This is a genomic window from Pigmentibacter sp. JX0631 (assembly GCF_029873255.1).
In the GTDB taxonomy this organism is placed as follows: domain Bacteria; phylum Bdellovibrionota_B; class Oligoflexia; order Silvanigrellales; family Silvanigrellaceae; genus Silvanigrella.
In genome coordinates, this window is sequence record NZ_CP123622.1 from 2,613,268 (window position 1) to 2,637,535 (window position 24,268).

Annotated in this window: 20 protein-coding genes; 8 read left to right on the forward strand and 12 right to left on the reverse strand. The window is 30.6% G+C overall.

All coding sequences use genetic code 11. The features are described from left to right. Nucleotides 1-3: 3 nt before the first annotated feature. On the reverse strand, nt 4-750 hold the full coding sequence (locus QEJ31_RS11390) for a transporter substrate-binding domain-containing protein (RefSeq protein ID WP_280590233.1): 747 nt from the start codon (nt 748-750) through the stop codon (nt 4-6). A gap of 13 nt (nt 751-763) precedes the next feature. Further along, nucleotides 764-1,135 (reverse strand): response regulator, encoded by a 372-nt coding sequence (locus QEJ31_RS11395; protein WP_280590235.1) that lies wholly within the window; start codon nt 1,133-1,135, stop codon nt 764-766. A 171-nt stretch (nt 1,136-1,306) separates the two neighbouring features. Here QEJ31_RS11395 and QEJ31_RS11400 point away from each other — a divergent pair, with 171 nt between their 5' ends. After that, nucleotides 1,307-2,887 (forward strand): PAS domain-containing methyl-accepting chemotaxis protein, encoded by a 1,581-nt coding sequence (locus QEJ31_RS11400; RefSeq protein ID WP_280590237.1) that lies wholly within the window; start codon nt 1,307-1,309, stop codon nt 2,885-2,887. Here the strand turns inward: QEJ31_RS11400 and QEJ31_RS11405 are convergent. Further along, a complete protein-coding gene (locus tag QEJ31_RS11405) occupies nt 2,884-3,537 on the reverse strand; it encodes a globin domain-containing protein (protein WP_280590239.1) in 654 nt (217 codons plus the stop codon). The genes QEJ31_RS11400 and QEJ31_RS11405 overlap by 4 nt on opposite strands. Nucleotides 3,538-3,744: 207 nt before the next feature. Between QEJ31_RS11405 and QEJ31_RS11410 the strand changes: the two genes are divergently transcribed. From QEJ31_RS11410 to QEJ31_RS11440, 7 genes are read left to right on the forward strand one after another with little or no spacing between them, the layout of a single operon-like run. Further along, nucleotides 3,745-6,261 (forward strand): chemotaxis protein CheW, encoded by a 2,517-nt coding sequence (locus QEJ31_RS11410; RefSeq protein ID WP_280590241.1) that lies wholly within the window; start codon nt 3,745-3,747, stop codon nt 6,259-6,261. An 11-nt stretch (nt 6,262-6,272) separates the two neighbouring features. Continuing rightward, the gene (locus tag QEJ31_RS11415) at nt 6,273-9,116 is read left to right on the forward strand and encodes a chemotaxis protein CheW (protein WP_280590242.1); all 2,844 of its coding nucleotides are present in this window, start codon (nt 6,273-6,275) and stop codon (nt 9,114-9,116) included. A 1-nt stretch (nt 9,117) separates the two neighbouring features. Further along, nucleotides 9,118-9,606, forward strand: a complete 489-nt coding sequence (locus QEJ31_RS11420; RefSeq protein ID WP_280590244.1) for a chemotaxis protein CheW — start codon at nt 9,118-9,120, stop codon at nt 9,604-9,606. Between the two features lie 23 nt (nt 9,607-9,629). Beyond that, on the forward strand, nt 9,630-10,706 hold the full coding sequence (gene cheB, locus QEJ31_RS11425; protein WP_280590246.1) for a chemotaxis-specific protein-glutamate methyltransferase CheB: 1,077 nt from the start codon (nt 9,630-9,632) through the stop codon (nt 10,704-10,706). 11 nt (nt 10,707-10,717) lie between these two features. Next, nucleotides 10,718-11,563, forward strand: coding sequence for a hypothetical protein (locus QEJ31_RS11430; protein ID WP_280590248.1), 846 nt, complete (start codon nt 10,718-10,720; stop codon nt 11,561-11,563). Between the two features lie 19 nt (nt 11,564-11,582). Further along, entirely contained in the window at nt 11,583-12,425 is an 843-nt protein-coding gene (locus tag QEJ31_RS11435; RefSeq protein WP_280590250.1) for a protein-glutamate O-methyltransferase CheR, read from the forward strand. A gap of 9 nt (nt 12,426-12,434) precedes the next feature. Then, on the forward strand, nt 12,435-13,439 hold the full coding sequence (locus QEJ31_RS11440; protein ID WP_280590252.1) for a response regulator: 1,005 nt from the start codon (nt 12,435-12,437) through the stop codon (nt 13,437-13,439). A gap of 62 nt (nt 13,440-13,501) precedes the next feature. Here the strand turns inward: QEJ31_RS11440 and QEJ31_RS11445 are convergent, their stop codons facing one another. The 9 genes from QEJ31_RS11445 to QEJ31_RS11485 form a co-directional block, all read right to left on the reverse strand. Continuing rightward, nucleotides 13,502-16,150, reverse strand: a complete 2,649-nt coding sequence (locus tag QEJ31_RS11445; RefSeq protein WP_280590253.1) for a 1-acyl-sn-glycerol-3-phosphate acyltransferase — start codon at nt 16,148-16,150, stop codon at nt 13,502-13,504. Between the two features lie 17 nt (nt 16,151-16,167). Continuing rightward, nucleotides 16,168-17,082, reverse strand: coding sequence for a pantoate--beta-alanine ligase (panC, locus tag QEJ31_RS11450; protein ID WP_280590254.1), 915 nt, complete (start codon nt 17,080-17,082; stop codon nt 16,168-16,170). A 5-nt stretch (nt 17,083-17,087) separates the two neighbouring features. Beyond that, entirely contained in the window at nt 17,088-17,795 is a 708-nt protein-coding gene (locus QEJ31_RS11455; RefSeq protein WP_280590255.1) for an ABC transporter ATP-binding protein, read from the reverse strand. A 1-nt stretch (nt 17,796) separates the two neighbouring features. Continuing rightward, complete coding sequence (locus QEJ31_RS11460) at nt 17,797-18,597, reverse strand: ABC transporter ATP-binding protein (protein ID WP_280590257.1); 801 nt, start codon at nt 18,595-18,597, stop codon at nt 17,797-17,799. Continuing rightward, entirely contained in the window at nt 18,590-19,549 is a 960-nt protein-coding gene (locus tag QEJ31_RS11465; RefSeq protein WP_280590258.1) for a branched-chain amino acid ABC transporter permease, read from the reverse strand. The genes QEJ31_RS11460 and QEJ31_RS11465 overlap by 8 nt, the downstream gene beginning before the upstream one ends. A gap of 4 nt (nt 19,550-19,553) precedes the next feature. Beyond that, the gene (locus tag QEJ31_RS11470) at nt 19,554-20,429 is read right to left on the reverse strand and encodes a branched-chain amino acid ABC transporter permease (protein WP_280590260.1); all 876 of its coding nucleotides are present in this window, start codon (nt 20,427-20,429) and stop codon (nt 19,554-19,556) included. A gap of 28 nt (nt 20,430-20,457) precedes the next feature. Next, nucleotides 20,458-21,597: an ABC transporter substrate-binding protein gene (locus tag QEJ31_RS11475; protein ID WP_280590262.1), complete on the reverse strand. Its 1,140-nt coding sequence runs from the start codon at nt 21,595-21,597 to the stop codon at nt 20,458-20,460. A 138-nt stretch (nt 21,598-21,735) separates the two neighbouring features. Continuing rightward, on the reverse strand, nt 21,736-22,863 hold the full coding sequence (locus QEJ31_RS11480) for an ABC transporter substrate-binding protein (protein ID WP_280590263.1): 1,128 nt from the start codon (nt 22,861-22,863) through the stop codon (nt 21,736-21,738). Between the two features lie 195 nt (nt 22,864-23,058). Beyond that, on the reverse strand, nt 23,059-24,189 hold the full coding sequence (locus QEJ31_RS11485) for an ABC transporter substrate-binding protein (protein WP_280590265.1): 1,131 nt from the start codon (nt 24,187-24,189) through the stop codon (nt 23,059-23,061). Nucleotides 24,190-24,268: the final 79 nt, after the last annotated feature.

Here is a 24,268-nt window from a genome sequence, read left to right on the forward strand (position 1 = left end):
AATTTAAAAACAATCTTTAAATTCTTTCGTCATTAATTGTTTAATAAAATTTTCCTGCTTGAGTTTTTTAATATTTAATTCAATTTCAGGAATTTTTTTTATGTATTTACTTTTTTTTGTAAAAGCAAGGTAGTTTGGGGTAGAGTCTAAAATTTTCTCTGCTATAGCTAAGTTGTTTTCCTTATTTTCAAAATGAATTAAAGCAAACTCTGCAATTAATTTATCTGCAAGAAAATAGTCAACTTTATTACTTAAAACAGAACTAAGACAAAATTTAACATCTGTTTCATCTTCTCGAATTATTTTCTTTTCTTTCACTAAAGTATCAATTTTATTTCCAAGGCTAAAACCTTTCCCAGAGCAAATTTTTTTTCCAGCAAGTTTTGAAATGTCATCAATTAAATTTAATTCTGGTGTGTTTTTTCCAATTGCAACAATATTTTCTGTAAATAGGGTTTCTTTGGGGAAAATTAAAAAATCATTGCGTTCGGTTGTTTTAATTGTAGGAAATATGCCATCAATTTCATTTTTTTTTGCTTTTTCTAGTCCCACAGACCAGTTACCAATGATGATTTCTTCTTTAATATCAACTAATTTTAGAACTTCACGGACAAAGTGAATTGAAATACCTTTTGTTGCCTGTTCATGTGTGCAGCTAAAAGGGGGGTAGTCAAGAGTATAAAATGCAGCGAAAGAATTTTTCGTTAATAGAGATAGAAACAAAAAGATAAAAATTTTAATTTTTAACATTTAACCCTCAATTTTAACCACCAACTAATTTTTTTACGGCTTCGATTAAGACTTCAGGCTTAAAAGGTTTTGTGATCCAACCGCTGGCTCCTGCTTTTTTTGCTTCAGCTATCATTTCGGCTGCACCTTCAGTGGTTAGCATTAATATTGGTGGATGGGGCAAATCACTACTTGTATTTATTTGTGTTACCATTTCAAGTCCACCCATATTTGGCATGTTGATATCGCTGATAATTGCTTTAACGTCTTTATTATTTTTCAATTTTGCAATTCCATCTACCCCATCTTCTGCTTCAATGACTTCAAAGCCCCCTTTTGTTAAGGTAAAATTCACTTGTTGGCGAATTGTTTTAGCATCATCAACAATTAAAATTTTGTGAGCCATTTGGTTCTCCGTAGAATAAAATAATTGGCAGTATGCTTTATTATACAATCAACCGTGTTGACTGCAATAGACAAAAAATAAACACTTTTTATTTCTATATCATTTATCGACTATGTTATTTTTAATGGATTAAAAGATATTGCTAAAATTACTAATTCTAAGGGGATAATAATGGAAGAGTTAAAAGGTAATCAAAATACAAATATTCCAGGTCTAAATTTATCAACTTTGACTGGTTTAAATTTAGATGAATATAAAGGAATGGCTGATAACTCTCCAATAAACATTATGTTTTGTGATTTAAATTTTATCATTACATATGTTAATCAAACTAGTAAAGATACACTGCAAAAAATTGAAAAATTTCTCCCAATCAGAGTTAATGCAATAGTGGGATCGAGTATCGATATTTTTCATAAAGTACCAGCGCATCAAAGAAGAATTTTAGCAAATGATAAAAATTTACCCCATCGTGCAATTATTGCTGTTGGGCCAGAAAAATTGGATCTTTTAGTTTCAGCAATATATGACTCAAACCAAAAATATATTGGTGTTATGGTAACTTGGGACATTGTAACCCAAAAATTGCAAGTAGAAAGTAACTTAGCTAGAATTAATTCTATGATGGAAAATATTCCAATCAATGTGATGTTTTCTGACATGGATTTTAATATTACTTATGTAAACACAACAAGTTTAAAAACTTTAGAAAAATTGGAAAAATATTTGCCCATTCGGTTAAATGAATTAGTGGGATCGAGTATTGATGTATTCCATAAAAATCCAGCGCATCAAAGAAGATTACTTGCAAATGATAAAAATCTTCCGCATAGAGCTATTATTTCAGTAGGTCCAGAAAAATTAAGTTTATTGGCATCAGCAGTGTATGATGGAGATAAAAAATATATTGGTATCATGGTAACTTGGGAAATTATTACCGATAGAGTTGTTTTGACTGAAAATATTGGTGAAGCGTCCAGACAACTTGCAGCAGCGTCAGAAGAATTAAATGCCACTTCAAAACAAATGAGCACCAATGCCGAAAAAACGACTTCTGTAGCAAACTCAACAGCGGCTTCTTCTGAAGAAGTCTCCCAAGGTGTGCGCTCTGTGGCAACAAATACTGAAGAAATGAGTGCAGCTATAAAAGAAATTGCGCGCAATGCTGCTGAAGCTTCTGCAAGTAGCTCACTCGCTCTTAAGCAAGCACAAAATACAAATTCAATTATTGTGAAGTTAGGTGAAAGTAGCAAAGAAATTGGTAATGTAATAAAAGTTATTAGTTCTATTGCACAACAAACTAATTTGTTGGCATTAAACGCCACAATTGAAGCGGCGCGAGCAGGAGATGCTGGTAGAGGCTTTGCGGTGGTTGCAAATGAAGTGAAAGAACTTGCAAAACAAACTGCGAAAGCAACTGAAGACATTACAAATAAAATAACAGGAATTCAAAGTGATTCAAAAAGTTCTATCGATGCTGTAACTTTAATAAGCCAATCAATTGAAAAATTAAATAGTATTGCAACAGCAATTGCAGCTTCTGTAGAAGAACAAGCTGCTACAACAAATGAAGTGGCTAGAATTGTCCAACAATCTGCAGAGGGAGTTGCCAATATTACTCAAAATATAAAAGTTGTTTCTGAAGCAGCAGTCCAAACTTCTAATGGCTCTTCGCAGGTATTAATTTCCGCTAAATCTTTAAGTGAATTGGCAAGTAAACTAGATGTGTTAGTAAAAAATATTAAGGTTTAACTCTTTGGTTGGATGGCTACGGCAATTAATTCTTCTGGAGTCATCCTTGAAATTTCTATTAATTCTTCTTTTAGATACTTCTCAACTTCTAATTTTATTTGCTTTAATACGATAGCTTTTACTGCATTTTGAATATTTAATTTAAATTCATCAGTAAGGCAGCTAGTTTCATGTTTTCCATCAGAAATAATTTGCTCCTGAGAGCTATGCGCTACAATCGAATGTTGAAGATCATTTTGCATATTGCTATTTACTCCTTGTTTTAAAGTATTGACAATTAAATTAAATACACAACCCCATTCCTGACTTAAATCAGAGCTCCATGATCGCCCTAAAAATTGACCTAGCGTTTTTAAAAAAGTTTGTGCAGCCCAATCATAGTGAGGATCCGAGATTGGCAACTTTTGCAATTGCTCGCTTAATTCTTGGAGAAATTGCGATAAATTTTTTTTATTTTCTAAATTATCAATTATTGTAATTAAAGAATTTATTAAAACCTTCTTTTGTTTTTCTAGGTCATATTTGATTAATATTTGTTTTGTTTGTGGGAAATCTAAAAACAAATTGTCATAAAATCTTAAAACTATTTGGTCTAAAATAGGTTTAATAAGTTCAAAACAATCTTTAATTAAATCGGTTTTTATTTGCATAGTTAATTCCTAGTAAAGTAGTTGTTTCTTACTTTATAGAAAAATAGGAAAAATAAAATAGGAAATTATTTTTAAATGTCACGTTTGAGATGTTAATTATTTCCTATTTATTTATCGTTAATTAGGAAATAAATGCATTATATATTATTTCAATAAATTTCAATAATATATAAATATTGTGGTTAATAAATTTAATAAGAGAAAAATATGTCTAACAATAAGGAAAATTTAAAAATACTATGGATTGATGATGAAAATGATTTATTGGAAATAGGCAAAGAAATTATTATAAAAGCGGGTTATATACCTATTTTTACTAGTGATGTAAATGAAGGATTAGAATTATTTAAAAATAATATTGAAGATCTAGTTCTGGTACTTTGTGACTATATGATGCCTGGTTTGAATGGGTTTGAATTAAGAAAAAAAACTTTAGAATTTGATGATAAAATTCCATTTGGAATAATTTCAGCATATGTTTCTAAACAAATGGCGCTTGAGGCTTTAAATTTAAAAATTTGTGGTTTTTATGAAAAGCCATTTCAATTTGAAAAAATGTTAGAAATTGTAAAAAAAAATTCAAAGGATCGCAGTCAAAATATTCTTGAAAATAGAGCGATAGAAGCTACTTTTTTTGAAGAAGCAATTTCAATTATTGATGAAGTAGAAGAAAAACTCATTCTTTTAGAGGATGATAGAAATAATGGTGAGTTAATAAATTCAATTGCTAGGGAATTGCATACTTTGAAAGGTTCAAGTGGATGTTTAACTTCAAATATAATAACCAAATATGTTCATAAATATGAGGATATATTTCAGAATGTAAAAAAGAATAACTTGCTAATTAGTGACGGTATTTTAAATACTTTATTTATTGGTTTTGATAGAATTAAAGAACTTGTAGGCGCAATCCAAAAAAGAAATTTGCATACCTTTTCTTTAGAAAAAATATTAAATGATTTAAATTATAATGAGAAAGAAAATGAAAAAAGTGATACAAAAGAAGAAAAAAGAAATAATATTGGCATAAAAGTTAAAGAAAATATTTCGGTTCCTGTTGTGCTGCTAGATGAATTAGCAAGCTATTCCGGGGAAATTACAGTAATAAGAAATATGGTCTTAAAAATTATTCATGGATTAGAAGTAAAGTATGTTGAAAATAAAGAAATTCATGTTTTAAGTGAATTGTTTGAAGAAATGACAAAAATTAATAGTGTCATTCAAAATAAAATTAGTGAAATATGTAAAGTTCCAATTGGCAGTATTTTTAAACCTTTGCAGAGAATTATAAAAGATATTTCAAAAGAATTAAATAAGAATATTCAATTAATGATTGAAGGTGATACCATAAGAGTTGCTAATTCAATTGCAGAAGTGTGTAGTAATTGTATCATTCATTTAGTAAGAAATAGTGCAGATCATGGGATTGAAACACCAGAAGAAAGAGGTAAATTAAATAAGCAAGCAAAAGGTACAATTCAGATAAAATGTGAAGAAGATAATAATGACTTTATTTTAAATATTCAAGATGATGGTCGAGGTATTGATCAAGAAAGAGTAAAATTAAAAGCTTTAGAAAAAGCAATCTATACCCAAGAACAAATAAATAAAATGACCGAAAAAGAAATTCTTGAAATTATTTTTGCCCCTGGATTTAGTACTGCAAGTAAGGTTACGGATATTTCTGGACGTGGCGTTGGAATGGATATGGTTAAATCTTCAGTGGAAGCAATAAATGGAAAATTGACGATAGAGTCTAATTTAAATAGGGGCACAAAATTTTCACTTAAATTACCAAAGCCAAAATCTGTAACAATTTTAAATTCCTTAATTATTGAAATAAGTGAAAGAACTTTTGCCGTACCAGAGGAAAGCATTGAAATTATTTTACGCATAAAAAATGAAGAATTTATTGATAGTATATTCACAGTTTTTAATCAAAAAGTATTAAAAAGACAAAATGTTATTTATCCCTTAGTTGAACTTGATAAAATATTAAACTTGAAACCAGTGAATAAAGGAAATACTGAATACATTGAAATATTGGTTATTAGAAATGAGGGGTATTCTTTTGCAATTATAATTGATAATATAATTGATTCAGAAGAAATAGTATTAAAAAAAATACCTAATTGCTTTAACTTTGGGGGGATTTTTGCTGGTGCAACATTCATGGGTGATGGCTCTGTAGGACTTGTTTTAGACGCAAAAAAAATAGCGGAATTTACAGGAATAAAAAAAATTACCCAAAATTTTTCCAAAGAATCAAATTTAGATATAAATAAAAGTAAACAAAACTCAAATATGTTAGTAACAAAATTAGAAGAAAAATCGATGTTTGCTTTTCCGTTGGAATATATTTTTAGAATTGAAGAAATTCCAAAAAAAAACATTCAAAAATCTGGCGCACTAGATGTGATTCAATATCGTGAACAAGTAATGCCAGTTTACAATATGGCTAATATTTTGAATTTAACAAAAAATTTAAAACATAGCGAAGAAAATATGAATGTCGTAGTTGTAAAAAATAATGAACAATTCGTTGGTTTTACAGTTGAAGAGGTCCTAGATATTGTTGAAAGACATGAAGAAATCGATGCGCATATTATAGATAGAATAGGAATTTTAGGAAATGTGCAAATTAATGGAAAAACGGTTTCAATTATAGATGTGCCAAATGTTCTCTATAAAATAAGTATTTCTGCTAGTTTAGGGCTTACATAAGAAAGGTATTTATGGCTGGTAAACACGATGCAGCATTTCAAGAGTATATCGAAGAATGTCAGGAAATGCTTGAAAGAATTTCCTCAAGTCTAAATGAAATTCAAAAAAATGGTCTGCAGGAAGAACTTCTAGCTTCAATCTATCGTGATATTCATACCATTAAAGGTTCAGCGCAGTTATTTGGATTTTTGCGAATTGGCCAATTTGCCCACGCGCTCGAGACTTGTCTCGACCCTGTCAGGAAAGAAAAGTTACCTTTTTCAAAGGAGCTTATTGATTGTATTTTTACTGGTATTGATTTTATGCAAATTGCTTTACTCAGCATTAAAAGCATAAAAAAAGAGCCAGAACAAAGTAAAGAGTTAGATAAACTTCTCATCCAATTTTTTAATTCGATTGAAATGAATTTCATAAAAACACAACCCCTTATAAAGGAAGTCCTTCTTATAGCCGATAAGCCACAGACTTTAGGTAATAATATTAATCTTACAGAAAGAGTTGGACAAGTGAGCAGCAATAAAGGTGAAAATACTGGATTTGGATTTTTTGGAGATGATCTTCCTAAAGTAGATAGCGGAAATGTTAATTTAAAAAAATCTTCAGGAAGCGATTTACAAATTGCAAAAAAAGAAGAACAAATTCAAAAAAATTCACAAAATACAATTACCAGTAATGAAAATAAGGAAATAAAAAAGGTTGTTGTAGAAGATAATGTAAATGAAACAATCAGAGTACAAGTAGTTTTATTAAATAGTTTAATGAATTTAGTAGGTGAATTAGTATTAATTCGGAATCAATTGTTGCAACATGCGAAAGAAAATGATGAAAATCAGGAATTTTTGAAAATGAGTCAAAGGTTAAATATTTTAACCGCTGAGCTGCAAACAGAAGTTATGAAAACTCGCATGCAACCCATCGGAAATATTTTGACTGTATATTCAAGAGTAGTACGAGATTTATCAAGAGAACTCGATAAAAAAATAGAACTGCAATTGCATGGCGTTGAAACAGAATTAGACAAAACTGTTATCGAAGCAGTTAAAGATCCACTAATGCATATTGTTCGCAATGCAATAGATCATGGAATAGAAACAATTGAAGAAAGAAAAAAACTTGGGAAGAAAGAAACAGCTTTAATTCAAATTAAAGCTTACAATGAAAATGGGCTTGTTATTATTGAAGTTATTGATGATGGTAAAGGTCTTGATATTAAACGTATTGGAGAAAAAGCAGTAGAAAAAGGGTTTGCTACTATTGAGCAACTCGCAAAAATGACTGAAAAAGAAATTCAAATGTTCATTTTTTACCCCGGATTTTCAACAGCAGCAACCGTTTCTAATATCTCAGGTAGAGGTGTCGGAATGGATGTTGTAAAAACGAATATTGAAAAAATAGGGGGAATTGTAGATTTATTTAGTACACAAGGTCAAGGAACAACAGTCGTTATAAAAATTCCATTAAGTTTGGCCATTCTTCCTGCATTAATTGTGAAAGCAAATGAACAAAAATTTGCTATTCCGCAAACAAAATTAGTAGAGCTAATCATGATTGATGGGACAGAACAAAATTCAGAAAAAATTGAATCACTGCAAGGTAACATGGTATTTCGTTTAAGAGGAAAACTTATACCAATTATCTCTCTTTCTGAAGTTTTGTTTAGTAAAAAAGTTGATCTCTCCATAATCGAAAAAAGTATTGCAAATGTAGTGATATTAAATGCGGATAATTTTTTATTTGGATTAATAGTTGATGATATTGATGATTCAGCAGATATTGTTGTAAAACCTTTAACCCAATTCTTAAAAGAATTGAAAGTTTTTTCCGGGGCTTCAATAATGGGTGATGGTACGGTAGCACTTACTCTCGATGTCTTAGGAATTGCTGCAAGAGCTCATATCTCTCTTGAAAACTCAGAAGAAAAAAAGGCAACATTAATTAAAAGCAAAATCTCAAATTACTATCACCATGACTCAAGCGAATATTTATTAATTGATGTTGGTGCCCCAGGGCACTATGCTGTTCCTTTAACACTTGTGAATAGAATTGAAGAATTTGAACAAACAGCATTTGAGTTTTCTGGTGAACAAAAAGTAATTCGCTACAGGGAATCATTATTGCCAATTTTTTCCTTGCCACAATTTTTGAACTTACAGTTTGAAATGCCAAATAAAATTGAGACGACAAGAATTCCTATTATAGTTGTAAAGAAAGGTCAAAATTTTTATGGAATTGAAGTAAATGCAGTGCATGACATTATAGAAGTTACTAGTAAAATAAATCAATCAATAAAAGATAGATTAGGAATATTAGGAACGATAACTACTGATAATAATATTATAGTTGTTGCAGATATTTTAAATATGATTGAAATATTAAAAGAAAAAATTCAAGTAGGTCATGTGAAAAAGCCCGATGAAATAAATGATGAAGTGCAAGAAAAAGATTTAAAATCACAACGAATTAATTGTAGAATTTTATATGCTGAAGATAGTTCTTTTTTTAGAAACTATGTAAAAACAGTTTTAGAAGATGCTGGGTTTATTGTTGACACAGCATTTGATGGTGCAAACGCATTAGAAATATTGGAAAAGGCTCCAAAAAATCATTATTGTTTTGTCCTTTCTGATATAGAAATGCCACAAATGGATGGATTGGAATTAGCCAGAAGAGTGAAAGGTAACAATTCACTTTCGCATTTACCGATGATGGCGATTACAACAAAATTTGGTAGCAAAGATATTGAAGAAGGAAAAAAAGCTGGATTTTTAAATTACATGGAAAAGTTAAATGCTGAAAAAATGGTAAAAGAAATAGATAAAATAGTTTTAAAAACTGTTCCAGCAAGTGGAGAGTAAAATGTCAAGTAATTTAGAGCTCAGCAATTCTGAGCAAAAAAATTCAATGGTACATTCTGAAACAAAGCAGTTCTCTTCATTTTATTTAGACAACAAATTGTATGGTATTGAAGTAAATAGAGTTCAGGAAGTCGTGCGTTCCATGTTAATGACTACAATTCCATTAGCACCTGATTATGTGCGGGGTTTAATAAATTTACGAGGACAAGTTGCAACTGCTATAGGATTAAGACACTTATTTGGTTTTTTAGATTCTGTACCAAATGAATTTATCAATATTGTTTGCAAATTAGATGGAATGTTAATTTCTTTTCAAGTTGATGAAATAGGTGATGTTATTGAGGTATCGGAAAAAGATTTCGAACAAACTCCTCAAACAGTACCAGAAAATATTCGTGAATATATGTTAGGAGTTTATAAAATATCAAATACATTACTAAGTGCGATTAATGTCGATAGCATTATTAAGTTTTTAAATAAAAAAAATTAGTTATATTTTATTAGGTGTATTTTATGCGTGTATTAGTAGTAGATGATTCTGTGGTGTTTCGCTCACAAATAAAATCTGCGTTAGAAGAAAACAGTGAAATAGTTGTTGTTGCTGTCGCTGCAAATGGGAAAATTGCATTAGAAAAAATTGAACAAAATGTAGTAGATGTCGTCATACTCGATTTAGAAATGCCTGTCATGGATGGCATGCAAACCTTAGAAGAAATGCGCAAACGAAATTTACAACAAAAAGTGATCATCTTTGCAGCACCCACCGGCGAAGGAATTGATCTGGCTTTTCGCGCATTAAAGGCAGGAGCATCTGACTTTATTGCTAAACCAGCCTCGACAACGGGTTCCTTAGAAGAAGCATTAGATGGAATTAAAAAAGAATTAATTCCAAAAGTTCTTCAATTTAAAGGAAAATTAGCAGGACAACTCAATCAAGAGAAAAAAATATCATCCCCAACATACGATTCGCAAAAACCAATTCCAAAAATAAATTTAAGTAACTTGTTTTTAAAAAAACCTAAAATAATTGGTATTGGTTCTTCCACTGGTGGACCAAATGCCTTGGAAATTGTTCTTTCTCCCTTAAAAGGGAATAAATTAAATGCACCTATTTTAATAGCCCAACATATGCCACCTAAGTTTACAGAAGCGTTAGCTGAAAGAATTCAATTTATATCAGGTCATCCTTGTTTTGAGGGAAAACAAGGAGAACTTATTTCACCTGGTCGTATTTACATTGCACCCGGCGATTACCATATGACGGTTGAAAAAAGGATTGATGGAAATAATTACATTCGTTTAGATCAAGGGCCAAAAAGAAATTCTGTGCGTCCTGCTGTGGATAATTTATTTGAATCCTTATCAGCAATTTATGGAAACGGTTGTACGGTTTTTGTTCTTACGGGAATGGGTGAAGATGGGATGGTTGGTGCACAGGCTGTAAAATCTATTGCAGGTACTGTTATCATTCAAGACCAAGCTTCATCCACTGTTTGGGGAATGCCAGGGGCGGTTTATGCATCAGGACATTTTGATATAATGAGTAGTGTTGAAGAGTGCGGACAATTTTTATTAAAAATGGTTGAGTAAAGGAGCAATCGGTGCTTTTTAGTCAATATTTATTAGATAAACAACTTCTTTCTCCTGAGCAGGTTTTAGCAATTATGCTTGAACAAATAACTTCAGTTCCTTCTGTTCCTGAAATTGTTGATGAACAAGGTTTACTTCCCAAAAAAGATCTTCTGCAAATTTTATTTCGGCAACAAATTCATAATAAAGACTTTCTAACTTCTTCTTATGAATTGGGTTTAATGAAGCAAGATATATTAGAAAAAATAATGGCAAAAGTTGCTGTAAAACAAAAAACATTTACCGAAATTGCATTGGAAAAAGGTTACATTACAAGTGAAATTCTTTCAAAGGAAGCCGTAAATTATTCTGAACTATTAACTAATAAAAAAATTAATAGCCAAAATTCAGAAAATAATCCAGTTATAAGTGAAAATATTAATAATAGTTTAAAACCCCTACATGGGGTAAATAAATCAATGTTAGCTGAATATTTAAATTGCTTTGAGCAATCTGTTCAGCCTAGTTTGAAAACATTAGTTGAAAAATATAGAAATAATGAAGTAGCAGATGATAAAAATTATGCAGAAATAAAAAAGGTTCAGGCTGAATTTGTCACAGCAAAAGCCGCAGCAAATTTTATTAATGCAAAAATATCAGAAAATATATCTTCTGATTGTGGGAAATTTCTTGAAAATGTAATGAGCAAAAAAATAAAAATTGATAAAGAAAATCTTTTAAATTTCCTAAATATCGCACTTGAAATTTTAACAAACTTATATATTTCTTTAAAAAAGGAAGGTAAAGAACAAGATAGTGAAAATTCACTTCAAGATAAAATTAAATTACTCTACTCAATTATAGGTCAAAACCTATGAAGGGAACCTTGCTTTGAACATGGAAAATTATAAAGATCATCTATTAAATTACTTTTCGACGGTCATAGAAAATGAAACTGGAATTATTTATGACAATTCAAATAAATATTTGTTACTTTCAAGAGTTCAATCGCTAATAAAACAATTAAATTTTAATAGTATAGATTCCCTTTGGAATGATATTCAAGCTAATGGTCTAAATAGACAATTGAAAGACTTATTACTTGACATGGCAACAAATAATGAAACCTCATTTTTTCGAGATCCAAAACTTTTTGATTTCTTGAAAAATATTTATGTTCCAAAAATAATGGCAAATAGTAACAAGATTAAAATTTGGTGTGCAGCTACAAGTACTGGTCAAGAACCTTATTCAATTGCCATGACAATGAATGAATTAAAAGATCAAGGAATTTATAAATCATATGAAATATATGGCACTGATATTAGTGATAGAGTCTTAAAACAAGCAAAAAGTGGAGTTTATTCATTACTAGAAGTTCAAAGAGGACTGCCAAACAATTATTTAGCAAAATATTTTGATGAAATACATATAGATGGTTCATCAACACCATCATATAAAATAAAACCAGAAATGTCTGCCTTTATGACTTTTAAGCAACTTAATTTGCTCCAAAGTTGGCCAATGACAGAACCTTTTGATATTATTTTTTGTCGAAATGTTTTAATTTATCAAAGTCTTGAAAATAAAAAAAGTGTAATTTCAAGATTTTCACGTTTACTTAATCCAAACGGTTATTTGATATTAGGTGGAGCTGAAAGTATTTTACAACTTTCCGAAGATTATGAAATTGAATCTTATGAAAATACTACGGTTCATAGGTTAAAAAACAAGCAGTAGGAAGGATGAATGGAAAAGTTATCTTTTGAAATAGAACTAATAAATACTTTTATTTCAGAAACAAAAGAAATGTTAGACGAAACTGAAGCTATTTTTATGCAACTGGAGAAAAATCCGCAAGAATTTTCTAATATGGATAAATTACTTCGTTTTTTGCATACGATTAAAGGTTCTGCTGGTGTTGTTGGAATTGAAGGAATTGTAAAATTTACACATGTATTTGAAACCCTTTTAATTGAAGTTAAAAATAAAAAAATTGAATTGTCCCAACCCATTTTAGATGTCCTGTTAATTGGAAATGATCATTTAAAGCAAGCTGTGAATGGAATTGATGAAGACATTAATTTTGAGTTAAATTTTCTACATGAGCCTTTGGTTAAAATTGAAAATATACTTAATAGTAAAAATTTAAAATTAGAAGAAAATATAAATTCTTTGCCAGAAGAAAATAAAAAAATAAAAGGTAACGTGTTAGTTATAGATGATGAAAATGAAATTGCAGAATTTATAAAGCAAGTGTTAGAAAAAGAAAATTACAATGTTGTAACGAAAGAAAACGGGATTGAAGCTTTGGAATATTTAAAACAAAATGAAATAGATGTAATTTTTACAGATTTAAAAATGCCAAAAATGGATGGTTTTGTCTTTACTGAACGTTTAAGAGAAATTAATCTTTATATTCCGGTTATACTTGTTTCTGGTAATTTAGATCTTGATTATGCAAAAAACTTTCTTCGGTTAGGTGTGACAGATTTTATCGAAAAACCATTTAACTTTCTTGATATTCTTTTGGTCCTTGAAAAGGCAATGAAAACTAGAAATATGTGGAAAGAATTGTTGAAAATTTCTAAAGCTTGTTTTAAGACCTTTGTTTATGTCCAAAAACTAGATACACTATTAAATTCTACTGAAAATAATAATCAATATATAACTGATAGACAAATTTTACAACAGTGTCTTGATGAAATAAAAAGTGCTACGACAAAATTACTTAATTTTGAAAAAGATAAATAATAAACAGAAAATATAAAACTTCAGAAATATTTGCAATTCTTCTGTTTAAAATATTTATTTAGTTATGAAGTAACATAATTAGACCATAATGAAATATTTAAAAAATGTGTAAGTCCTGAAATTACAGTAGGATTCAAAGATAATTTTTGGTTTTCACGGGGAGTAAACATTCCTGCTTTATATAAAGATTCAAAAGCTCTCTGAGAAAATACTTTTGAAAAAATTGGGGGCTGATTAGCAACTGTTCTTAAATAAGCAGCGGAGTGGGTTGTTATCGCTTTTTGAATTAATTCGTCGCGAGAAAAAACTCCTTTGCTTTTTACAAGTTCTATAGCTGTGGACAAAATTATGCCATAAAGTTCGCATTCTGGTTGAATTGTTTTGGCTAAAAATTCTATGATTTCTATATTTTTAGGGTTTTCTTTTTGTACGCTAAACTCGGTAAAAGTTGAATTAGGTACCAAAAATTCAAGTTGTGTGAATATTGTTAAACATGTTTTGGTAATTATTTCACTGGATGTTGATTGATCCCAAAATAATTCATCTTGCCATATTTTTCTAAATGAATTGACTATAAATTCAAAATATTCAAAAGAAAAATTTTGTTTATTTTCTTGTGTAATAGCTTGTGAAATAAGACCAAAAGGAGTTAAAATATGGAATATAGTTCCTCTATACCACCATAAATTCATTTCTTTATCTTCATTTTTAAGAAAATATATATTATTTTCAGTTTCAAATTCTTTGAATATAAGTTTCCAACGTTCTCCCATAGAAAATAGTTGTTCACTAAAGTTATGAATAGAAGCTAAATTTGTGTGAGATTGTGTTATTTCAACTTCTGCATGAGTTGGATTAAATTGATTTAAATAAAATTTAATAAATTCAAAGATATTTTCTGCTTCAATACTGGTAGATATTTTCCAATTTAAGTTTTTTCCTAATTCATTTATTAAATAATTAATTAATACACTTTGGAATTGTAAGTCTTCAAAAGCTATTTTTTGATTTGTATTAGCTAATAAACAAGAGGCTAATATAGCAGTTCCAGAAGCTGTAGCGGCTGAATTGATTTTTTGATTTACATGAAGTGCTATATTTTTTATTAGTCCTTGTATTTGTGGATCTCTAGTATCAATATTATCAGGGATATTTTTTAAATCGCTAGGTAATATTTCATTTTGGAACGAAATATTTGGCATTTCTTTTCTGAGATTATTAAAATAATCTGTCCATACAGTACCAATTCTTATAGGTTCTCCAAAGGAAACATCAACACTACCATAATTACTAAATACTTTTCTTATTCCATTTAAAAATTGAAATGCATTTTCTTTTTGTTTTTTTGCACCTTTTAATTCTTTAGCATAAGAATCGTCTTCCATTACTTTATCGTAACCAAAGTAAACAGGAACAATATATGTATTTTCAGCTTTCCGTTGAATTATACTTTGAATACAAATATTCAGCATTCCCATTTTAGGAACTAAAAGTTTTCCTATTCTGCTTCTGCCACCTTCTTGGAAAAATTCAACAGGAAAACTATTTTGCAGTAAAAAATTTACATATTCAGAAAAAGTATGCGCATATATTTTATTTCCAGAAAAACTTCTTCGAATAAAAAAAGCTCCTCCTCTGCGAAGGATTGAACCTACAGGCCAAAAATTTAAATTAATTCCAGCAGCAATGTGTGGAACAACAAACCCTTTTTTAAATAAGACATACGAAAGCAGTAAATAATCAAAGTGACTTCGGTGGCACGGCATCCATAATATTTGCCCATCTTTCGCAATTCTTTCTATCGATTCAAAATTTCGAACACGAACTCCTTCAAATATTTTATTCCAAACAAAATCAAACATTTTTTCTAAAGCACGAATTGTAACATAATTATAATTTGCACCAATTTCATAAATATATTTGACTATTTGTTGTTCCGTTTTAATTGGATTATCTGAATTAGCAATAAATTTTTTAGTTGAAGATGTTGATAATATCCATTGGCAAATTTTATCATTGTCATATAAAGTAGGTCCAAATGCAGCGGTTCTTTCTTTAGCAAATTCTATATTAAATAATCTTCTCATTTTCCGAGCGAGATCTACTTCATTATCAAATGTAGAACTGTTTTCAACTTCATTGTTTGTTAATGCTTCTAAATTTGGAGTATGAAAATACTTACCAAATGAAATATTTACTTCACCTCTATGCAAAAGTAACATAAATATTTTTTGGAGAAAATTTCCCGTACCATCATCTGGAAAAAGAGAACGTAAAATAAAGCCTTTTTCATTTCTTTCAGGAGCTCTACTCCAAAAAATACTCACTGGAACAAAAATAAATTTATCATTTTTTGCGCGCGGGTCGTTTTTAAGAAGCTTAATAAAATCAGAGAGAAAATGATCTTTGTGATAATTTGAAAAAAGAATAGAACCTGATTTTATAGCTAGTAGAGCGCAATGGCGAAAACGCTTTGGCTTTGCTTCTGTAATTATTTTTTTTTGTCCAAAGTTTTTTAATGCTTTATTCAATATTAGCGTATCAAGGACAGACATTCTAGGTAAAACATAGACAATTGATTTTCCGTTATGGATATCAAAAAAAGTTTCTTTAGTAACTGATTTTGGATAAATTTTTATTCTTATAAATAATGCTAATGGTGAATAAAGCCAAAGCCAATTGCGAAAATGAATACCGAATACTTTATACATAATTTTACTCCACAAATTTAGCTAAATGCTCTGGAGATCAGATCTTCAAGAGATTGCTTATTTGTAGAATTGTTATCTAAAATAACATTATCGATCAAGCGCACTTTTGAGCCATTACTTTCAATAAATTGAGCGATAGCAAGAACAGTTTCTTCTTGAATATTGGTATCAATTTTAATTGTGAGATCAGAAACTTTTCGAAACTCCAAATATTGAGGTTCTAACCCAAATTTACTTAATTCTTGTTGCGATGCCTTCGTTAGCTTTGCAATATTATTTTCGCCTTGTAAAAAAAGCTTTGCTGCGGCCGCTAAAGATTTCGGTACTGCAGATGCTATTTGTCTAGCTTCTTCTGAAAGGTAACGATTTCTGCTACTTAAAGCAAGGCCATCCTGTTCTCTAATTGTAGGAACCATAATAATACTTGTGCTGTGAACAAGATCTTGAACCATTTTTTTTATTACTTGGACTTGTTGGAAATCTTTTTGCCCTAAATACATTTTATCTGCTTGCGCAAGGTTCATGAGGAGCATGACAACAGTTGTTACCCCGTTAAAGTGCCCTGGTCTGTAAGCTCCACACAGAACTTCTGTAATACCTGTTACTGATACTTGTGTTGCAAAAAGGGGAGGGTACATCTCTTCTACAGTAGGAGAAAAAACAGCTTGAGCTCCCATACTTTCTATCAGATCTACATCATTTTGAAATGTTCTAGGATATTTAGCAAAATCTTCAGTTGGACCAAATTGTTTTGGATTCACAAAAATGGAGACTACAGTACAATTATTTTCGCTTGTTGATTGCTTGATCAATTGTGCATGTCCCGCATGCAGCGCACCCATAGTGGGCACAAATCCAATTGAGTTTCTATTCCTTTTTTGTTCTTTGATGTAATTCAAAAACTCGTGGCGACGGGTAAAAACTTGGGGCACAGGAATTAACCTCCGAGGTATGCCCGTTGAACATCTTTATCATGGAGCAGTAAACTGGCTTCGCCTTGTTTAATAATTGTTCCGAGTTCTAAAACATAGGCACGGTGCGATATTTTTAACGCCAATCGTGCATTTTGCTCTGCTAACAATATTGTCATACCCTCACGATTGAGTTCAACGATAATTTTAAAAATTTGTTGAACCACTAATGGAGCGATCCCAAGACTAGGTTCGTCCAATAACAGCAATTTGGGTTTTGCCATGAGGGCACGGGCAATGGCAAGCATTTGTTGCTCTCCACCTGATAACAAGATGGCTTTTTGATTTATTCTTTCTCCAAGTCTTGGAAACCAGTTTATCATGCGTTCAATATTTGTTTGAATTTCTTCTTTACTATATGAAAAAGCAAAGCAACCCATTAATAGGTTTTCTTTTACTGACATATCTGGAAAAACCATTCTTCCTTCAGGAGATTGACTAATTCCTAAAGTAACAATTTCGTGCGTGGGTAAAGTTTGAATAAAATTATCTATAAATTTTATTTTACCTGCTTTTGCTTTTATTAAACCAGAAATAGTTCTTAAAAAAGTGGTTTTCCCAGCACCATTACTACCAACTAAGGAAACAATTTCTCCAGGAAACACATCTATCTGAATGTTTTTTAAGGCTTGAATAGCACCATATTCAACCGAAAGATTTTCAACATGAAGCATATTAAGTTTCCTTTTCCATTTTAACTATAAAGTCATCTTCGACATCTGAACCTAAATAAGCTTCAATTACTTCATGATTCGTTTGAATTTCTTTGGGTAATCCTTCAGCAATCACACTACCATAATTTAAAACAGTAATGTGTTCACACAAATTCATTACAAATTTCATGTCATGCTCAATTAATAATATTGATATATTTTGTTTAGAAATTTTTTTAACAAGTTCTTGTAAAGCCAGCTTTTCTGTAGGATTCATTCCTGCAGCAGGCTCATCAAGTAATAATAATTTAGGATTGGTCATTAAAGCCCGTGCAATTTCTAGTTTTCTTTGTAGCCCATAGGGTAAAGATGTTGCAGGGAAATCTTTAAATTTTTCTAATCCACAAAAGTGCAAAAGTTCTTCCATTTTCTTTTGCAATTCTCTTTCTTTTCTTCTAGTTTTTGGCAGAAAGAATAATGAAGAGAAAAAATCACCTTCTCTTTCAATTGCGGCACCGGAAAGAATATTTTCACTTACAGTCATATTCGAAAATAATCGAATATTTTGGAATGTTCTAGCAACGTGATAGTGTGCAATAAAATGGGTTGGCAATCCAACTAATTCTTTATTATCTATTAAAACAGAACCAGAAAAAGGTTTATAAACACCTGTTATAATATTAAATACAGTAGTTTTCCCAGCACCATTAGGACCAATAACTCCGGATATTCCACCTTTTCGAACATTGATATGGAAATTATTTAAAGCAACAAGGCCACCAAATTTTACTGTTACGTTTGTTATTGAGAGTATATTAGACATGAGAAGACCTCATTTTTTTTAAGTTTTCTATCAAAGATGCTACTCCTTTTGGATTAAGTAACATAATCATGATAACTAAAACTGAAAAAACTAAAGTCCTATTTGAAAATATAGAATCAAAAATAGTTACAAATGAATTGCTCAAAATACCTTTGTCTACTAAAGATAATAAAAATGGATTTACAAGCTGAGGTATGAAACGAAGTAACTCAGGAATTAAAACTATAATTAGTGCGCCAAAAATACTTCCAAAAACACTATACATACCACCAATAACAACAGCTAAAACCAAGACAACACTATTATAAAATCCAGCTTCATCAGGACTGATAAACTGAAGCGTATGTGCATAAAAAACACCAGCTAAACCAGCAAGAGAAGAGCCAATTAAGAAAGAAACAAGTTTTGTTTTATAAATATTTATTCCTATACTTCTAGCCGAAATTTCATCATCTCTTGTGGCTCTAACTGCAAAACCTAAATTGGTTTTATAAAATTTGATAATAAATAATGCAACTATAAACATGCTAATAAATATTAATAATCCAGAGCCTAATTTAGGAATATCTTTAAAACCTCTTGTGCCACCAACAAAATCTAGGTTTTTAAAAATAGTGGCAACAATTTCTCCAACACCAAGTGTGGCCATAGCTAAGTAATCACCCCTTAATTTTAAACAAGGAATGGCAACGATAAGTCCACTGCAAGCAGCACTGATCATTCCAACTAAGCAAGCTAAAAATAGCATTAAACTGTGATTTTCAATCCCTAATTTTGGCGCTAAGAAAACTGTGAAAATTGCAGAAGTATAACCTCCTACAGTATAAAATGCAGCATGGCCTAAAGACAATAAACCTGTTCCACCAAGAATAATTTGCAAACTCATTGCTTGAATAGCAAGTATACAAAACATAATAAATGGAAGTTGAATATAATTTAAAATATCATTCATAGTTTTATACTTTTACTAGTTGTGCTCTACCAAGTATTCCTTGCGGTCTAACAAGCAGAACAATAATTAATAAGACAAAAGCAAATCCATCTTTGTAAGTAGACAGTTCATAACTTACAAGCATACTTTCAGAAATACCTAAAAATAGTCCACCAAGAACAGCTCCTTTTAAATCACCAATTCCTCCTAAAACAGCTGCTGCAAAAGCTTTTAGGCCAGCATTAACTCCCATCAGAGGAAAGATTTGATTTGTAGCCATACCTTGGATTGTTCCAGCAATAACAGCAAGCATTGCACCAATGAAAAAAGTTAAACTAACAGTTCTGTCAAAAGGAACACCACAAATTTTAGAAGCATCGGTATGCATCGCAAGAGCCCTAATCCCTTTGCCTGCTTTGGTTTTATTTAAAAAAAGTTCAAGAGAAATGACCAATAAAATTGTTAACAAGAAAATACCAATATCTCTAATTCTGACAAATAGATCTCCAAATGTTAAAATGTTTCCAGGGATATTTACTGGATAACTTAATGAATTAGGAGAAAACAAAACTTGTACAATATTTTGGAGAAAAAGACTCATTGCAACTGCGGTAATCAAAGGAGCTAGTCGATTGTGTTTCCTTAGTGGCTTATATGCTACCCGCTCAATTACAATTGCAATTAATCCTACAGCTAGAATTGCAAAAAGAAGAGCTGCCCAAATTGGTGTCCCTATAGTAAGCAGAAGCATAACAAAATAAGCACCAAGCATGAATAATTCACCATGTGCAAAATTAACAAATTGTAAAATTCCAAAGACCATCGAGTAGCCTATTGCAATAAGAGCATACAGACTTCCTATTGCAACTCCATCAATAACAGCTTGAACAAAGTCTATCATAATCATGTTACCTTAAATTAGAGTCTTTTCACTTCTTGTCTGGGCCAATACTTGTTACATACTTGTATCCATTTGGTACATATTCAAGTATTACGGCTGGCTTTATAGGATTATGATTCTTATCCATAGTAATATTTCCAGTTATACCATGAAAATCCTTTATCTTCGAGAGAGCTTCTGTTATTTTTTCTGAATCATATTTATCAATGCCTTTTAGTGCATGAACTATTATATTAAAAGTATCATATCCTAAAGCTGCATGTGCGCTAGGTTTTGCCTGATAACGTTTTGAATAATTTTCTATAAAAGACTTTACTTTTGGTTCGTCACTATCTGTTGAGTAATGGGTTGAAGTATAACCCCCAATTTCAGCTCCCTTTGCTATCATGCGCAATTCTGGAGTAAACCAGCCATCACCACCTAACATTTTTGTTTTAATGCCGAGTTCTTTTGCTTCACGTAAAATAACACCAACTTGTTGATGAAAACCTGGTATAAAAACGACGTCTGGTTTTAGCTTCCGTACATCACCAAGTTGAGCTGTAAAACTTGTATCTTTTTGAGAATATTTTAGTACTTTTGTAATTTGTCCACCCGATTTAGTAAAAGTTGTTTTAAAACTATCGCTTAAACCTTTTGAATAATCAGAATCGGAATCTTCAAGAATAATTGCTGATTTTGCGTTTAAATTTTTGACGGCAAAATTTGCCATCACAACACCTTGAAAGCTATCTATAAAACAAGTCCTAAAAACGTATTTTTTTCCAAAAGTAACTGCATCATTTGTTGCGGCAGGTGAAATAATAGGTATTTTTGCTTTTTCAGCAATTGAAGCGGCTGCAATAGCATTTGAACTAATAACTTCAGCAATAACGACTGATACTTTATCAGAAGTTATTAATTTATTAATCCCTTTTGCAGCTTCAAGTGGAGTACTTTGAGTATCTTCTACAATCAATTTAATTTTTAAATTTGGATCATTATAATTTTTAATGGCTAAATCAATTCCATTTTTTGCTTCTTTCCCATAAAAAGCTTGGCTTCCCGTTAAAGGAAGAAGTACTCCTATTTTTATTTCAGTTGCATTTGAAAAATTTATAATAGCTAAAGAAACAAAACTGGAAACTATAATTGACTTGAAATTACCAAAGTAGCTTTTTTTAAGCATACTCGTCCTCCATTAAAAATTACTGTTATACTGACGAAGATTCTTTTATCAGTTTTTTTATTAATTAAAAGTAACTAATTTATTTTATTAGTTATGGTTATTAACTAAAAAATTTTTTATTTTTATAATGCAAATTAATTATTTTTCCATAGGATTGATGTTAGTAATATATTTGTTACCCTTTTCTGTAAATTCCATAATTACTGCAGCTTTTACTGCATTATGATTTTTATCCATAGAAAGATTTCCTGTGATACCTGGAAAATCTTTTAAATTTGCTAAATAATTATTAATTTCTTCAGGTGTTCCATTTTTTGTACTATTGATAGCAGAAAAAATAATTTGTGCAGTATCGTATCCTAAAACGGAAAAACCACTTGGTTCTACGTTAAACTTTTTCTTATAATTAGTAATAAATGATTTTAATCTTGGCGCAGGAATTTCAGAAGAATAATGGGTAGAAAAAAAACCTCCTTTTTCAGAACCATTTGCAATTTTTCGAAGATCAGTTGTATCCCATCCATCTCCACCTAAAAATTTAGCATCAATTTTTAATTCTTTAGCTTCTTTAAGGATGACTCCCACTTGTTGATGAAAGCCAGGAATATAGACAACTTCTGGTTTTAATTTTCTTACATCTCCTAATTGTGGAGTATAAGAAGTATCTTTTTGGGAATATTTTACAACTTTTAACACTTTTCCACCATCGTCACTAAATTTTTTGGTGAAAGTATTGCTGAGACCAATACTATAGTCAGAGTCAATATCTTGAATAATTACTGCTGTTTTTTTATTTAAATTTTTAGTTGCAAAATTAGCCATGACGAGCCCTTGAAAGCTATCGGTAAAGCAAGTTCTATAAATATATTTTTTATTTACTGTAATGCTGTCATTCGTAGCTGTCGGTGTCACGATAGGAATTTTTGCTTTTTCAGCTATGGAACCTGCTGCTATAGTATTAGAACTAACCAAATCTCCAATGATTGCTGAAACTTTATCAGATGTAATTAATTTGTTAGCACTTTTCGCTGCCTCAGTGGGAGAACTTTGATTATCTTCATATATGACTTTAACTTTAGAATTAGGGTTTTTCTCCATATATTCTGAAACAGCTAAATCAATTCCATTTTTTGTTTCTTTTGCGTAATAAGCTTGACTCCCTGTCATAGGAATGATGACACCTATTTTGCTTTCTGCAGCATAAGCGTAACAGCTAAAAAAAATTGCACAACTTACTACAGAAGAATTAATTTTTAAAGAATTCATACTGGCCACCCAACCTATAAAATTTTTAAAACTCTATATGATGCTTATTTAGAAATGAAAAATTAACTAAGCTCCATAAAATAGAACTGATTGATACCATTTTTTTTTAAAAATTGCAAATTAAATCAAAAAACATAAATTAACAAATAATTAACTTGAGATTAAAAAATAAAAAATATTATTTGTATGAGAGAATTAAGGATTTACAGTGGAAATATATTTATATCCGTTGGGTATAAATTCTAGAACAACTGCAGGTTTTGTGGGGTTATGGTTTTTATCCATCGTGATCATTCCTGTCACACCTTCAAACTTCTGGATTGAAGCAAGCCCTTCCGTAATTTTTTCAGAATCAATTGAATTTTTATTTTTAACTGCATTTCTTACCATGTAAATAGAATCATAAGCTAAAGCAGCAAACGAGCTAGGCTCCTCTTTAAATTTTGCTTTATAAGCTTTCACAAAAGCTTGAAGTTTCTTATTATCTCCAGTTGCAATGTAGTGATTAGAAATAAAACTCCCATTTTCTGCACCTTTTGCTATTTGTCTCAATTCAGGAGTATCCCAACCATCTCCACCAAGAATTTTTGCAGTTATTTGGAGATCCTTAGATTCTCTTAAAATAACACCAACTTGCTGATGAAAGCCGGGAATAAACAAAATGTCAGGTTTAATTTTTCTAACTTCTGTTAACTGTGCACTATAAGAAGTGTCCTTTTGAGAATAACGTAATATTTTTGTAACTTTGCCGCCATTTTTTGTGAAATTTTCAACAAAACTTTTACTCAATCCCTTGCTGTAATCCGAATCCGAATCTTCCATGACAATGGCGGTTTTTGCCTTTAAAGTAGATGTAGCAAAAGTTGCCATTACAGTTCCTTGGAAGCTATCTATAAAACAAGCTCGAAAAACATATTTTTTTTGAAAGGTAACACTATCATTTGTTGCTGCAGGCGAAATAATAGGAACTTTGGATTTTTCAGCTATAGAAGCAGCTGCTATTGTATTTGAACTGGTGACATCACCTATGGCAACCGCTATTTTATCTGAAGTCACAAGTTTATTTATCGCTTTTGCGGCTTCTGCAGGAGTACTTTGCGAGTCTTCTATAATAAGTTTGATCTTTGGTTCTGTATTTCCCATTTCTGCTAACGCTAGTTCCATTCCTTTCTTTGCATCTTGTCCATATGATCCTAGAGTTCCAGTCATAGAAAGAACAGCGCCGACTTTTACTTCTAAGGCAAAAGTTGCAGAAAAAAAGGCAAGACCGTTTAAAAGAAAAAAAGTCTTAAAATATAGTTTTGTGTTAGAGCTATTGAGAAGCATGAAGTTATCCTCAAACGATGACAAGGTGAAGAAATAAAACGGGTTTAACAGACAGATTATTAGAAGATTATCTCAAATT